The sequence below is a fragment of the Actinoplanes sp. TBRC 11911 genome, assembly GCF_012933445.1.
Taxonomy (GTDB): domain Bacteria; phylum Actinomycetota; class Actinomycetes; order Mycobacteriales; family Micromonosporaceae; genus Actinoplanes.
Map to the genome: position 1 here is coordinate 130,550 of NZ_JABBNC010000020.1, position 14,299 is coordinate 144,848.

11 protein-coding genes and 2 tRNA genes are annotated in these 14,299 nt (G+C 66.1%); 9 read left to right on the forward strand and 4 right to left on the reverse strand.

The features are described 5' to 3' along the window. Positions 1–65: 65 nt before the first annotated feature. Positions 66–1,604, forward strand: a complete 1,539-nt coding sequence (locus HH310_RS25485) for a peptide deformylase (protein ID WP_169178196.1) — start codon at positions 66–68, stop codon at positions 1,602–1,604. Here HH310_RS25485 and HH310_RS25490 read toward each other — a convergent pair. Beyond that, positions 1,598–2,716, reverse strand: coding sequence for a globin domain-containing protein (locus tag HH310_RS25490; protein ID WP_169178161.1), 1,119 nt, complete (start codon positions 2,714–2,716; stop codon positions 1,598–1,600). The two genes, HH310_RS25485 and HH310_RS25490, sit on opposite strands and share 7 nt — an antisense overlap. 131 nt (positions 2,717–2,847) lie before the next feature. On the opposite strand from HH310_RS25490, the gene HH310_RS25495 reads away from it, so the two are divergent. Then, positions 2,848–3,621, forward strand: coding sequence for a CPBP family intramembrane glutamic endopeptidase (locus tag HH310_RS25495; protein ID WP_169178162.1), 774 nt, complete (start codon positions 2,848–2,850; stop codon positions 3,619–3,621). On the opposite strand, the gene HH310_RS25500 is transcribed toward HH310_RS25495, so the two are convergent. After that, positions 3,594–4,670: a hypothetical protein gene (locus HH310_RS25500; RefSeq protein WP_169178163.1), complete on the reverse strand. Its 1,077-nt coding sequence runs from the start codon at positions 4,668–4,670 to the stop codon at positions 3,594–3,596. The genes HH310_RS25495 and HH310_RS25500 overlap by 28 nt on opposite strands. A 268-nt stretch (positions 4,671–4,938) precedes the next feature. Between HH310_RS25500 and HH310_RS25505 the strand changes: the two genes are divergently transcribed. The 3 genes from HH310_RS25505 (at position 4,939) to xerC (ending at position 6,877) form a co-directional block, all read left to right on the forward strand. Beyond that, a tRNA-Ser gene (locus HH310_RS25505) sits at positions 4,939–5,029 on the forward strand. Positions 5,030–5,065: 36 nt separating this feature from the next. Beyond that, positions 5,066–5,138 (forward strand) — tRNA-Arg (locus HH310_RS25510). A gap of 698 nt (positions 5,139–5,836) precedes the next feature. Further along, a complete protein-coding gene (xerC, locus tag HH310_RS25515) occupies positions 5,837–6,877 on the forward strand; it encodes a tyrosine recombinase XerC (RefSeq protein WP_248294391.1) in 1,041 nt (346 codons plus the stop codon). A 206-nt stretch (positions 6,878–7,083) separates the two neighbouring features. On the opposite strand, the gene HH310_RS25520 is transcribed toward xerC, so the two are convergent. Next, positions 7,084–9,063, reverse strand: a complete 1,980-nt coding sequence (locus HH310_RS25520) for an SIR2 family protein (protein ID WP_169178164.1) — start codon at positions 9,061–9,063, stop codon at positions 7,084–7,086. A 935-nt stretch (positions 9,064–9,998) separates the two neighbouring features. Between HH310_RS25520 and HH310_RS25525 the strand changes: the two genes are divergently transcribed. Next, positions 9,999–10,271 (forward strand): hypothetical protein, encoded by a 273-nt coding sequence (locus tag HH310_RS25525; protein ID WP_169178165.1) that lies wholly within the window; start codon positions 9,999–10,001, stop codon positions 10,269–10,271. After that, positions 10,268–10,789 (forward strand): hypothetical protein, encoded by a 522-nt coding sequence (locus tag HH310_RS25530; protein WP_169178166.1) that lies wholly within the window; start codon positions 10,268–10,270, stop codon positions 10,787–10,789. Before HH310_RS25525 ends, HH310_RS25530 begins: the two co-directional genes overlap by 4 nt. 90 nt (positions 10,790–10,879) lie before the next feature. Here the strand turns inward: HH310_RS25530 and HH310_RS25535 are convergent, their stop codons facing one another. Next, positions 10,880–12,283, reverse strand: coding sequence for a tyrosine-type recombinase/integrase (locus tag HH310_RS25535; protein WP_248294392.1), 1,404 nt, complete (start codon positions 12,281–12,283; stop codon positions 10,880–10,882). Positions 12,284–12,352: 69 nt separating this feature from the next. Between HH310_RS25535 and HH310_RS25540 the strand changes: the two genes are divergently transcribed. After that, positions 12,353–12,607 (forward strand): GntR family transcriptional regulator, encoded by a 255-nt coding sequence (locus HH310_RS25540; RefSeq protein ID WP_169178167.1) that lies wholly within the window; start codon positions 12,353–12,355, stop codon positions 12,605–12,607. Between the two features lie 135 nt (positions 12,608–12,742). Then, the gene (locus tag HH310_RS25545) at positions 12,743–14,173 is read left to right on the forward strand and encodes a hypothetical protein (protein WP_211192606.1); all 1,431 of its coding nucleotides are present in this window, start codon (positions 12,743–12,745) and stop codon (positions 14,171–14,173) included. The last annotated feature ends 126 nt before the right edge of the window (positions 14,174–14,299 follow it).

Consider the following 14,299-nt stretch of genomic DNA (forward strand, 5'->3'; position numbering starts at 1 on the left):
ACTAGCACCTTGCGGACACCGGCGGCGGCGACACTTAAATTCTCGTCGCGAAGGGGACATCGATGATGACCACCTCGCCCGTCGAGCGGGCCGCTGACCAATTCGTGACCGCGTTGGCGCACTGGCGGGTCGAGCGCGGGATGAGCAAGAAGCAGCTCGCCGCGCGGATGGGATTCGATCCTTCCTACGTCAGCCACGTCGAAGGACGCCGGCACAAGCCCACCGAGGATTTCGCCCGCCGGGCCGAGGCGGTGCTGAGCGCGGGCGGGGCCATCTGGCAGCGCTTCCAGGAGTACGACGAGCTCCGCCACGCCCGCGGGACCAACGGCATGCACCGCGATCCGCCGGTCCCCGCCCAGTGGCTGCCGCCGGGCACCGGGCTGATCGTCGAGCGCGAGGTCGCCGAGCTGGTCTACGTCGACGGCCGGTACCGCTGTACGGTGCGCCGCTGGCTCTACAACGCGGGCGCCGAGCCGGTCACGCGGTACATGGCGAAGATCGCGGTGGACCGGTACCCGAACGACCCGTCCGGCTCGAATCGGCACCACCGCGAGCACCCGCTCACGTTCGAGGAGATGGACCTCTCGGCGCTGGCCGGCGACGGGGACGCGGTCGAGCGCATGCAATGGCGGGTGAAGCTGGACCGGGACGCCTCCAAGGAGGTGTGGCTGCTCTTCGCCAACGAGCGCGGGCAGTTCCCGCTGTACCCGGGGAAGCGGACCAAGATCGAGTACGCGTATACGGTCGGCGCGGAGAAGTGGGGCCAGTGGTTCCAGCGGGCCGTGCGGCTGCCCACCCGCACGCTGACCGTGCGGCTGAACTTCCCGGTCACCTTCGACCCGCAGGTCTGGGGGGTGGAGACGTCGCTGGCCGCCGAGGTGCCGGTGCGCACCCCACTGGAACGGCACGACGAGAACGACCGGGCGATCTTCGAGTGGACCACCGACGCGCCGCTGCTGAACGCCCGCTACCGCCTCGAGTGGCGGTTCCGCGGGCCGGGCGCGCCGTCGTACACGGAGTTCGCCCCGGTGGCGCGTCTCAACGGGCACGACCGGGCGTCGCGCCGGATGCGGGGCATCGGGATCGTGCAGCGCGGCTCGGATCTCCTGCGCCAGCGGGCGCGGCACTTCCAGCTCCCGCGCGAGGAGCTGGAGGCGCGGGACGCGGTGACGGCGCTGCTGACCTCGCTGGTGCGGTTGGAGGAGCTGCACGACTTCAGCAAGGGCGTGGGCCTGTCGGCCCCCCAGATCGGCCGGTCGGTCGCGGCCGCGGTGGTACGCCCCGCCGAGCGCGCCGCCGAGCCGTTGGTGCTGCTGAACCCCCGTGTCGTCGGGGAGTCCCTGGAACGCGACGAGCAGTACGAGGGGTGCTTGTCCTTCTTCGACTACCGCGGGATCGTGCTGCGGCCGTTGCGGATCGACGTGGAGCACGCCCGCTTCGACGGCACCCGGGTGATCACCTCGTTTGAGCGGGCGATGGCGCGGCTGGTCGGGCACGAGATCGATCACCTGGAGGGCCGGCTGTACGTGGACCGGATGAACGCCGAGTCGAACCTGGTGCCAGTGGCGGTTTACAACCAGACGGGACGGCCCTGGGACTACTGATCGAAGTCCGAAAACGAGTCATACTTTATGCGGATTGAGGGGACTTGGAGCTCGGCCAGCGTCTTAAGCGTGGCCTTGACCATCGGACCCGAACCCGAGACGAAGAAATCGTGCTCGTTCCACGGCCCGTAACGCGCCACCACGTCCGAGATCATGCCCTGCTCACCCGGATAGGTCGGGTCGTCGCTGCACGCGGTGACCACCGACAGCCAGGGATAGCGCGCCGCCAGCCGGTTCAGCTCGGCCAGGTCGTACAGGTCCTCGCGGTTCTTCGCCCCGAAAAAGACATGCACCCAGCGCGTCCGGTTGTAACGGGTCAGCTCCTCCAGCAGCGACTTGATCGGGGCCAGGCCGGTGCCGCCGGCGATGAAGACCGCGTCGCGCGTGGAACGGCGGTCCAGGTTCATGGTGCCCATCGGAGCGGCCAGCCGGATCATGTCGCCCACCTCCAACCGGCGTACCAGGGCGCCGGAGACGTAACCCGCTCCCACGGCGCGGACGTGGAACTCGAGCGTGTTGTCGCGGCGCGGGGCGTTGGCCACCGAATATGTGCGCCAGAGCCGTGGCTGGAACCGCGGGACTTCGAGGCTGAGGTACTGGCCCGCGCGGAACTCCAGCGGCTGCATCGGCTGCACGGTGAAGACCGCGAGGTCCTTGGCGCGGCGTTCGTGCGCCACCACCTCGGCATACCAGTACGGCGGGTTCGCGTCGGCCTCGGCGCCGGCGATCATGCGGGCGGCGATCACCGCGTACGCGTCCGCCCACGCCTGGTCGTACTCGACACTCCACTGCTCACCGGCGTGCGCCCGCATCGCCTCGATCAGCGCGCCGCCCACGACCTCGTAGTGTTCTGGTTCCACGTGGAACTTGCGGTGGTCGCGCCCGAGGCCCTTCAGGTACTCGTCGAACTTCTCCGGATCCTCGAGCGACTGGACCGCGGTGACGATGGCTCCGAGCAGCCGTGATCGCTGCACGTCCATGTGGACCGGGAAGAGATCGCGTAGATCCGGGTGGGACAGGAAGATACGCGCGTAGAAATAGCTGGCGACCTTGTCCTGCTGCTCCTCGACCAGGGTCCAGCTCTCCTTGAGCAAGCGTGCGAGGTCTCCCATGGGGTCAAGCCTTGTCACGGCGGTCGGATAGATGACGCACGAAACGTGCGACTCGTCTCATTCATGCCGTCACGTTTGCCGCTTTTCAACCGTTTACGATCAGCCCTTCGAGGGACTTCTACAGTGGTCGCGTGACACTTGATCGAGCGCCGGGCACCCGCCGGGTCCTCACCACAGAGATCGTCATCGTTCTGCTGTTATCGCTGGGCCAGAGCGCGATCTATGCGGTGGTCTCCCTGATCGCCAAGCTGACGGCCGGCAAACCCCTCTCGCAGCAGGCCGCCGTCCTGAACGCCTCGCAGTCGCCACGGCCGTACCTCGATCTGACCTACCAGCTGCTCGGCATCTTCTTCTCGCTGATCCCGGTGGCGCTGGCGCTCTATCTTCTGTCCCGCGACCGTCTCTCGCCGCGGCGAACACTCGGCCTGACGGCCACACGACCCGGCTTCGACTTGGGTTTCGGTGTGTTGCTGGCCGCCTGCATCGGGATTCCCGGGCTGGGGCTTGTGTACGTCGGGAGGTTGCTCGGCATCAGCGCGCAGATCGTGCCGTCCGCCCTGAATTCGCTGTGGTGGACGGTCCCGGTGCTGATCCTGTCGGCGATCGAGAACGCGATACTGGAAGAGGTGGTCGTCGTCGGCTACCTGATCACCCGGTTGCGGTCGATGAACGTGTCGCTGCCGTGGGTGATCGCGTGCTCGGCGGTGCTGCGCGGGTCCTACCACCTGTACCAGGGGTTCGGCGCGTTCGTGGGGAACGCCGTGCTGGGCGTGATCTTCGCGCTGTTCTTCCTCCGGTTCAAGCGGGTGATGCCGTTGATCGTGGCGCACAGCCTGATCGACACCGTCGCCTTTATCGGATATGACCTGCTAAAGGATCAGTCCTGGCTTTCTTTCCTGCGGTAGTAGGCGTCGGCGCGGGCCGCCGCGCTCGCGGCGGCGTTGGTGCCGGTCAGCAGGGCCGTCAGGAAGGCCGTGCCCGGGAACAGGCGGCCGGCGAGCTTGACCAGGGCCCAGCCGGCGGTCTGGGCGGCAGCGATCCGCACCAGGGTTGATTTGCTGCTGCCGTGCCCGGACCTGATGGCGTCGCGGGCCAGCTCGACCGTCGGGTGGACGCGCGCGATGACCAGGAGGTCGGCGGCCCGGTCCGGGTCGGTGGGGTCGAATCCGTACGCGGCCGCCACGTGCAGGGTCAGCTCGGCCTCGGTGATTCCGGCGCTCGCCAGGATAGCGGCGGGGGCGTAGGAGCCGGCCAGGGCGCTGATGGCGCTGCCGATCGTGCCGACGCGGGTGAATTGGCGTGCGGCCAGGTGAGACAGGGCTTGGTTGGTGGCGTTCGGGTAGGAAGCGCGGGTTTCGGTGGCCCAGTCGCTGGCTCGGTGGCCCAAGGTTTGGACCGCCGCCAGGGCCAGGAGTTCGGGCGCGCGGCCTGGGTTGGCGATGAGGCTCGCCCAGGGGTCGCTTGGGGTTTGTCCCTCGTGTGGGGTGATCTCGGCGAGGGTGGGGGTCAGGGCTTCCGATTTTTCGGTCGTGCGCTTGACGGGGATGTTTGCCTTCGCCGGCCGTTTCGGGGGCTCGGCCTTCTTGGCCGCTGTGGCTGTGTTTGGCGCGGCCTTCCTTGCGGGGGCGGCCTTCGCAGCCTTGGCTGGCGCCGTGGTTGCCGCTTTGGTCTTCCTGCCTACCGGGGTCGGCTGGTCGGCCGAGGTGTTGGCCGCGTTCGGTGCCGGGGTTGCCTTGTCCGCCGGGGTGGCCTTCCGCGCCGGGGTTGTCCCGTTGGCCGAGGCGGGCTGCTGCTTCGGGGCTGCCTTCTTGGCCGGGGGCTTGGTCGCCTTCGTGGCCGGGGGCTCGCTCGCGGTGGGCGCGGGTGCTGCGGTTGTGGGGCGCGGCCGACGCGTACGGGAAGGGGCCTTGGTCTCGTCGGGGTGATTTTCCGCACCCGGAGCCTGGAACGTCACCGCGGGAGCCACCTTCCGAGCCCGTCGGATGCCTCGCTCCGCGGGCTGGTCATCGGTACCAGCATCGGTGGGCGCACTGAACGCGGGCCGGGCAGTGCGCCGCCTTTCAGGCACGTTCTCGTCCATGCCGTGCGAGCCTAGCCGTTGTGGCGATATTTCACCTGTTGGAGCCCACTGCGCCACCTGCGCCGCGCGGCGGGTCGCAACCTCTTTGTGCGGCGCTCGGCAGGTCCGGTATCCTCAACCGTCGGTGGCCCGAGGTCACCGGGGAGACTTCGCCTAGTCTGGTCTATGGCGCCGCACTGCTAATGCGGTTGGGGTTTTAAAGCCCCTCCCGGGTTCGAATCCCGGAGTCTCCGCGTGTGAGGCCGGTGTGTATGCTGGCAAAGCACTGAGCGCCCGTAGCTCAATGGATAGAGCATCTGACTACGGATCAGAAGGTTAGGGGTTCGAGTCCCTTCGGGCGCACTGTAAGAAACCTGGATCCACCTGGAAAACCTGGAACCCGTGCCGACGGGGATCCAGGTTTTTTCGTATGTGGGTCATGTGTGGGTCACGTCTGTGACCCACACTCGGGGCTTCTTGCATCGGTGTTGACCTGGACTTATTGGGTTGATAGCGCCGGATTCGCAAACGGATGACGCGAATCCGGCCTTTTGTGTGCCCGAGTGCAGCCGTACGTCTGATGATCTTGCGTCGGCGTCGCTACTACGGTGTTGCGGTGTTTATGTCCACCATGGACGAATTTCATCGCGTTGGCCTGGCGCGCTGGCGGTCTCCTCGCCAATACACCGGAACGGGGCCACAGCTCCGGGCTTGTCGTAGCCGTCTCCGCCAGCAGGCCCCCGCCGGATGTGCTCGTTGGCAGAGGCATCTGGCTGGGCCATCGACGAGGGGTGCGGGGTACGCCGGCTGTGGGTAGGGCAAACGATGCCGGCCTGGTGTATCGGCGGTGTGCCTGCCGGGCTGAGCAGTCGAAACGCCAGCTCGGCGCGCGTTGCCCGCAGCTGGTAGATGAGCTCCACGGTCGGTGGTACTTCGCGCTCCAGATGCCAGGGCCGGACGAGCGTCGGGTTCGGGTTCGCCGTGGTGGCTTCTCCAGCCGTGCCGACGCGGAGCGTGCCTGCTGGGAGTTCCGGGAGACACCCGGGAACGAGGCGGCGGGGATGTGGACGGTCCGCCGCTGGCTGGAGTTCTGGCTCTCGGTGCAGAAGGATCGAGTGCGGCCCTCGACGATGGTCATGTACGGGGACGCCGTGCGTCTCTACTTGATCCCCGCGCTGGGGCATCACAAGATGCGTAGCCTTCGCCCCCGGGATGCCCAGCGGGCGATGGACAAGATCTCCCGTTCGTTCATCCGCGGCGGCAGGTTGATCTCTCCGGGGAGTCTGAACGGGATTCGAGCCGTGCTCCGCACGGCGCTGGCTGAGGCGCGTCGGCAGGGCGTGATCCATGCCAACCCGGCTCGAGGGTTGCGGCTGCCGTCCGGTGCCCAGCCGCTCGCTGTTGTCTGGGACGACGAGCGCGAGAAGGGGTGGAAGAACACCGGGGCTCGTCCTCGGGTCGCGGTGTGGGATCTCCACCACGTCGGGGGTTTTCTGAGCTCGGTCCAGACCGACCCGCTCTTCGCGTTGTGGTGGCTGGTCGCGTTGCGTGGCCCCCGCAGAGGCGAGGTCGTTGGGCTGCGGTGGGAGGACGTCGACCTCGCGGCGGGTGAGATCACGATCCGCGAGCAGGTCGTCCTCGTTCGTGGTGTGGAGATCGTGGGACCGCCGAAGTCGGCTGGCGGGGTCCGGGTGTTGACGCTCGACAGGTTCAGCGTGGCGCTGCTGTCGGCGTTGTGGCGCGAACAGAAACGACGGTTCGGCTGGGTCAGCCCGAAGGACAGGGTGTTCGTCCACGCGGACGGGCGCCGCCTGCGGCCTGACTGGGTGACGCGCCGGTTCACCAAACTGGTCGACGAACTCGGCCTACCACCGGTGCGGTTCCACGATCTACGGCACGGTGCTGCAGGCATTGGCTCGGCCGCCGGCATGGATCTCAAACAGATCCAGCAGGATCTGGGCCACTCCAACCCATGGACGACGGTCAAGACGTACGCGACCGTGTTCAAGCAGATCGCGACAGCGGCTGTGCAGAAGTCAGCCGATCTGCTTCTGAGCCACGTCAACCTGAGGGCGGATTTGGCGAGCGCCTACCAGGCGTGAATCTGCATGCGGTGGGTGACTATGCACACGGGGAAGCCGGCATGCTCGGTTCGCGTCGAGTCTCCAATAGCGTGATTGCGCGCGCGTCGTTTGGCCACACGGTCAGATGACCCTTCCCAGCCTCGCTCAACGATGCGGCTGCCTCGGTCACCATAAGTGACGACCCAAGGCTAGTGGCATCGCCCCGGACGACACGAATGCCCTTTTTATTGCGGCATGGCAAGTTCCTCCAGTGTCTTGGCGGTGTCGAGCCAAATGTCATTCGGGAGAATCCCGCCGCCGCTTGGCAGCCGGCTCCAACCAAGGTCCTCGCCCAGCCGGCCTCCAGCGACACTCACGGCTTCGACCGCGGCCTGGAGCGCGGTCGGGTCACGCGCTACCTTCGCGGCAATGAGAGGATGCGCGTCGGTCTCCGCTGCGATGTCCCTGGCCAAGCCTTCGGCCACAGGGCTTCGATGGAGTGGCATATGGTCGACGATAAGTATGTGCGGGCGACGAAGCCCGGCGATGTTGGCGAGGGAACCTAGAGCCCGTCCCTTGTCTTCTTCCGCCTCTCTCATTTCGTCGCGCTCCGCGGTGGTGTCGGCGCCGTTTTGCTCGGCCGCCTCGAACTTGGCCTGAGCGGCTGCAGATGCAGCGGTTGTTTCCTTGAGCCGACTCAGCCGGGCCTCGAATCCTGGATGACTGATTAGTGCCGATGCGAGGCGGAGGACCTCGAACGTTTGCCAGGCGTCCTCGATCGGTTCTTCGCCTAGGGCGAGCGCCTCGACGAGCAGGGGGCAAAGGAGTGTGTGGAGCCGGGCACTGCCAATTTCGCTTGTATACACTCTGTCAGCGTCCAACGCCTCGACCAAAGGTTCCTGCTCGTATCTGTAGCGATGAGGGCCTTGAGCTTTGAGTACTCGGGCGAGCAGGTCGTAGCGTTGCGCGGCGACCGCAGCGATTCCTGCTGCGTAGTACAGGAACGTGCCGGCTATTCGTTTGATCGACAGAAGGGCCGTGAGGCCGTTTCCTCGGACCGTTGTTGAAAAGCGTGTCAGCTCGTTGAGCCACCATTCGTCGGTGGTGGGGCTGCCCCAGTAGGCGAGCGTCGCAACAAGCGCGCTGCAGAGCTTGCTCGCCTCCTCGACTCGGCCGAGGATCGCCGCGTAGCCGCCGTACGCGGTGTCGCTCTGGTAGTCGGGTAGCCGGAAGTCGGGAAGGTCGTGCAGTCTGCTGAACTCTCGGTTGAGTCTGTCGTGGAGCCCGATCGCCACCTGCCGCCCCGCAAGCTCGCGCTTCGCCGTCTCGACCGCGACCGCGACAGTCATGGGATGGCGTGAATTGCGGGCCGTTAGGGCGTCGACCGCGTCCGCGAGCTCACCGAACGCCGTGTCGGCAGTCGCCGGCAGCAGCAGTCCACTCTTCCGTATGCGAAGCTCGGTAGCCTCCTGCGTCGGTTGACCCGGCTCGATCCATGTGAGGGTGAAGCGTGACGGGTAGTGTCTGGAGATCGCGTCACGCAGCGCCGGGTCGTACGTGGAGGACCAACCGGCGATGATGAGCCCGTAGTTCTCCAGGATGCGCTGAAGCAGCCGCTCGGTCTCCGGTTGGTAAGCGTTCAACTCGGCGGTCGTGTTCAGCATCGAGGTCGGATTCAGATAGTCCCCGTGCAGGTGAACGATGCAGCAGTCGAGCGTGTGCAACGGAGCCAAGCCTTCAACCTCCGCAGGCGTGGCTACGACCGTGGGCTCGATACCCTCCGCGCGTATCGCCGTTTCCATCAGACGGTCAAAGTTCATGGTCACGATGACCCTGACCGCACCCGTGCGCACCATCCGCGCGATCGCCAGATGCGCGGCTGTCGGGGCCTTTCTTCCCGCCTCGACATCCTCGCTCGTAGGCTCGAAATACGCGCGAAGGAGCCGTTGGCGCTCAAGCTGTGTCGGCGCGAGCCTTTCCAGCAGCGTCTCGTATCGCGGGGCCTGTTTGAATTGCTCCTCGTACCAGACGACCGGGTCGCTGGCATCCGCACCAGACAGTTCTGCGACACGTGAGGTCAGGTCGGTGAGCACGCCCCAGGCGGTGGGTATGCCACTGGGAGCGGAAACTCCCGCGCCGAGCAGGAGCGCGTAGGCCCCGGGCGTCGCCCGTAGCGAAAAGGCGAGAGTCAGAAGGGCATCCTCGTCGCGTATGGATTGTGTCACGACACCACGCTATCTGTGGATCACCTTGTGCCATGGTCGGGGTCGCATCGGAGGGAGGGCCGATAGACCGGCGAATACATTGCGTAATGTGCGATGTCTCCTTCGGCGGAGTCCCGGATCTTCCGCTGAGCGGGTATCCGATCAACGAGGTCTGCGGACCCGGCGAACGCCGACGTTGAGGGCGAGGAGCGGCGACTGGTTTCGCGGCAACACAGCGATCGGTCTCCTCGTCGAGGACCAGGTCAATTTGTGCCGGCGTCGCCGCGGAGGCGTTGCAACTCGCTCCACCCGATGACGCTCGTGTTGACCCATCGATCACGTCTGGCGCCGGTCGCGTGCTCCGCTCGAAGCAACGCGGCATTCTCGGCGTTGCCACTGACCTGTCCGACAGGCGCATCGCGCTCGCTTCGGACCGTGATCGGATCCGGCAACGGCCAATCAGGGTCCAAATCGGGATGCTCAGCAGATTGTGCGTCTGCGACTTCGACTTCGCCGGCGAGATCGGCCTCGTGGACCGAGACGACGATCCCTGACGCTGTATTTGGGTCGACTCTGACCCACCGGATCCGCCACCTCCCGCTTCTTTGCACTCGGCCCAAATACTGCTCGACGGGCGTCATCCAGGCCAAGGCCATCACCGCAGCGTCTGGACGGAGGTACCGCATCGAGCCAGTCTGAACGGCTGAGTTGCTAGCCACAACCGGCCCCTCGGTGTGCTGCTACCTACACTGGCCTGGTTCGACTCGACGACGCGTCTGTTCCAGTGGGATCGTTCCGCATCGTCCTCAATGGCGGCCGATGCGGCGCATGCGCTTCCGGGCAGCCCATTCGCCGGAGTGCGGCAGCGGGCCAGCTGAATGCCCCGTGGTTGGCCACCGTCGGGGTGGTTTCTGTTGTCGGCGTCGCGCCGCAGACTGTGAGCGGGAGGCGAAGCGATGTCAGGTGAGTACGACCCGCTGACTGCTGCTCTAAGCACGGCAGCCGACCAGGACCAGCTAACCGTTGAAATCGGCCTCGACGAGATCGCGAACCTAGTCGGGGTACTCCCGCCGTCCTGCTGGTCGCTGGCGACGTCCGCCGCCGTCATTATTGACGATCACGAACACCCGCCTGACCTGGCCACCAAGGCGGGTCGGCTGCTCGCCGAGAGCGCCGCCAATGTAGACGCCCGGATTAGCGGTGCCACGCGGATCGTGAATCTGGGATGAGCGACCCGATGATCCCGCAGCGGTTTGCGGCGCTGCTTGAGTCTCTCGACGCCTACCGGGTGGCGCGCCACGCGCTGCTGGCTGTTTTAGGTCTGCCGGCGTCGAACCGGGACCCGCTGGCCGAGCTGAGCGAGCACCTGGTGCACGCGCTGCTCGGCGGCGAGCTCGCAGTCAGCCGGGTGCAGGCACACTGGGACCTGACACTGCCTGATGGCGACACGGTGCAGGTGAAGTACCTCGCCAACCCGACCGGCATCTGGGTCAACGAGCACGCGATCCGACGGCATGCCAACGTCCAGCACTACGCGCTGGTGATATTCGAAGCGTTCGCCGTGGTTGGCGTTTTGGTTTTACCCACCGCCAGGCTGCCCGCCTTCCACGCCGCGCTGGGCAAACGACACCCGCGCGGAGAGGACGAACTCCAGTTTACCCAACGCAACTGGCAGACCGTTCGGGCCGATCCGGGTCGATTCCGGGCGCTTGGGATGACGGTCTGGCTGCCGTCACATTCTCCGTGAGCGCAATGCCGCATATGGTGCTAGAGGCCGGGGCGGCTCCTGATCGGCTCGGCGCGTAACGAGTGGACCAGTGGCGTCCGGGCGGCGGGTTCAAGGTCGTCGGCTGGCGTTGAGTACCAGCCGAGCGATTTTCTCGGCTGTTCGGCGTTGGGCAGCTGGCAGCACGTTTGTATAGATTTCGGCGGTGACCGCGATGTTGGCGTGGCCGAGAAGGTCCTGGATTGTCTTGAGGTCGGCGCCCGCGGTATGTGCGAGGCTGGCCGCGCCGTGGCGTAGGTCTTGGAGCCGGACTGGTGGTAGGCCGGTGCGGTCGATGAGCAGACGGAGCCGTTGGGTGTAGTAGCCCGGGTGGAACGGTGCTCCGTCGGGCCGGGTGAACACATAGCCACTGCAAAGGTATGGCTTGCCCGTGTTGTCACGCCGGACGTGGTGTCGCTGCTGGTGCCGCTGATGCTGGCGCAGCAATCGCACGGTGTGCATGTCGAGCGCGACGATTCGACGGCTGGTCGCCGATTTCGGTGGTCCTTCGTGGATGGTGTAGCCGGCGGTGGTGCGTTGCCGGGTGACGGCCAGTTGGGCGTTGTCGAGGTCGACGTCGGTCCACCGGAGTCCTGCGGCTTCACCGCGGCGCAGGCCGCGCAGGGCGAGGAGCCACCAGAAGGCGTAGAGCCCGTCGTGGCGTACGGCATGAAGGAACTCGGCGAGTTGTTCTGGGGTCCAGACCGCGACGACTGGGTGTTCGCCGGTGGCTCGCCATGCGGCGACGCGTGGTTCGGTCCAGACTTCGGCGTGGGGTCGTTCGCGGGCGGGTAGCTCGACTCGGGTGGCCGGGTTGGCCGCGATGACGCCTTCGCGGACGGCGGCGTTGAGTGCTGCTCGCAGTGTCGTGTGTACGTGTTGCAGGGTGCATACCGTGTGGGGCAGCCCGTACCGGTTGGTGGTGTTGCTGATCTCGGCGAACGCGGCGGTGAGCTGTCGGGCGTTGAGTTCCGTGAGGGTCAGGGCGCCGATTCTGGGGATCAGGAATCGTTCGATGTCGTGGGTGTAGTGCGCTTTGGTGGTGGGGCGTATTCGGGTGCGGGTGGATAGCCAGTACCGCAGCCATCGGGTGACGGTCCAGTTGCGCCCGGTGCTTTCCTCTCGTGACATCTCGAGTAGTTCGTCGCGGGCTTGCCGGGCGGCCTGCTCGGAGGTGAAACCACCACGGCGTACGCGTGCTGTCCTCCCCAGCAGGTCGCTGGTTGAGCAGGCGAAGTACCAGCTGCCGTGCCCGGACTCGCCAAGGCGCGGGCAGTGATCACCGGAGCGCCGTCTCGTCGTCTTGTCGATGCATCCGCATCGTTTGAAGATTCTTCCGGTGTCTGTCATGTCGTTTCCCCCGTGTCTGTCGTCCTTCCTCATACGGTTCGCGGCGCGATCGCGGTAGCGCAGGGGTCTAAAAGTGCTTCGCAGCGCGGCGATCGCTGTTTGCCGAGCATAACGCCAGTTCCGCATGCCTGTTCATGGTTCACCAGGGTTCCCCCTCAATCGTCATGGCTCTCCGGCCGGTGGGAGTGTCGGGTTGTGATCGACCATGACGGGCCGACCCCGCTGTACGTGCAGGTGGCAGCCGCCATCGAGGCACGCATCAAGGCGGGCGACCTTCAGCCGGACCGGCCGATCCCATCGGAGAACCAGCTCGTCCAGCAGTACGGAATAGCAAAGGGCACTGCCCGTAAAGTGATCCAACTGCTGCGTGATCGCGGACTCGTCGTGACTGTCGTCGGCCGTGGCACGTACGTCGTCAGTCCAGCTGACGGTCGTGCGCCTGCCGACTAGAGCGCAAGATGGGTCGCTGCCGTTCGCTGACTGTTCGCTGCGCTGGCAACGACGTGGTGATCTACCTGCTGACCGGCCGCCGCTTAACCGTTCGGCCATCGAATTCTGTCAGAGGGTGCCGGTACCCTCTGTCGCGTGGATGTCGCTGCAGGTGATGATTTTCCCGTTTTGGTAGGCGAGACCGGCGAATCGGGTGCGAGCCGACAGCTGGGAGCACCGGGCGCCGACGAAGGCCTTGGCCGTCGTCTCAAGGCGCTCGCCTGCACAGCGCCGCTACACGACCTCGATGGGCGCAAGTCACGTCTTGAGTGGGCAGACGCTGCGACCTATCAGATGGCCGAAGTCGGGTTGCAGGCCATCGATCAGGTGACCATCGCCATGGACTTTGATCACGGTGCGAGCCAGGATCAGGTCGTGCGGCGCCTGCTGCCGTTCATCAGCGCCCAAGCCCCTGGCCGTCAGCACGGAGAGTACGAACACGTGGCTCGCTGGGTCCTGGAGTGCCTGATCAATGTCGGCAGCCTCGACCGTGGATTTCGAGCCGTGTACGGCGTGTTCGGAGCCGACGGCAACTATTGGCGGCGGACGTTCGACTTCAAGCTGCTAATCGAGCTGGTATCACCTGAGGGAGAGGTGTACCTGCGGACTAGCGACGAAGCAATCAACGTACTGGTTGGCGCACTGGACACGGATGTGGAGTCGGCGCAAATCGCAGCGGAGGTGAAGCTGGAGAATCTGATCAAACGCGGCCGGTTGTCTGACGCGCAAGTCGCCGCAGAGCAGGCCCGCTACCGCACGGTGCAATACGCGGAGGTGCTTCGCCGCAAGCTGGAAGCGACCCGCCGAGACGTGCGGGCGGTCGACTGGCTCAACGAGGTGCCCGACTTGATCGCGGAGGCATTGGATCACATCGCGACCCGGTACAAGGCGGAGAACGCGATCCTGGCGACGATTACACAGACGCGTGACGAGGCGGAGGAGCCTGATCGCAAGCGCCGGGCGGCGCGCCTGGTGGAATTGGTCCGCGACTGCATCCGGCGCCATACCCAGCTGCAGGCTCGGTTGCAGACGGCGGGGCAGACATTCCGAGCCGAACAGGATCGCCAGCAGTTCGCCGGACCGCCGCAACGTGCCACCGTGGACCTGTTCGGGCAATTGCTGGTGCCCGTGCTGCGGCTCCCGGTCGCTTCGGCGGGCACTCCGACGGCGGTGTTCTTCCGCGCCGCGACGGGCACTGTCCAGCCCACCGCACCGCGGCTGACGAGCCTGGTCGACATGCTGCTCAGCCCTCCTCGCGAACGAGATCCGCTCGGTGAGCCAGTACCCGAGCCGGAACTGGCTCCGCCCGCCGATCCGGACCGTTTCAGCGGCGACCTGTGGGACCATGCCGATGAGCTGCTGGAGTTGATACGGGATGCCGCGCCGGTTGTCGGGTCTGCTGGCCGAAGCACGATCTATCGACCCCGACCTCCCGCACCTGGTCGCCTTGCGGTCGCTACATGCGGTCAGTCCCGAGATAGGGGTCGCTCTGCGGCAGGGAGATCCGGCCATACTGGTGGCGGTTGACGATGGCACCCCCCTGGATGACCCGAGCTTTGGGGGCGCTGATCTGCTGGTTGGCGTTGCCGCGCTATGCACTGCATCCCCACCAGAATCCATGCGTGAAACAAGTGGAGGATTCGACCACGCGGC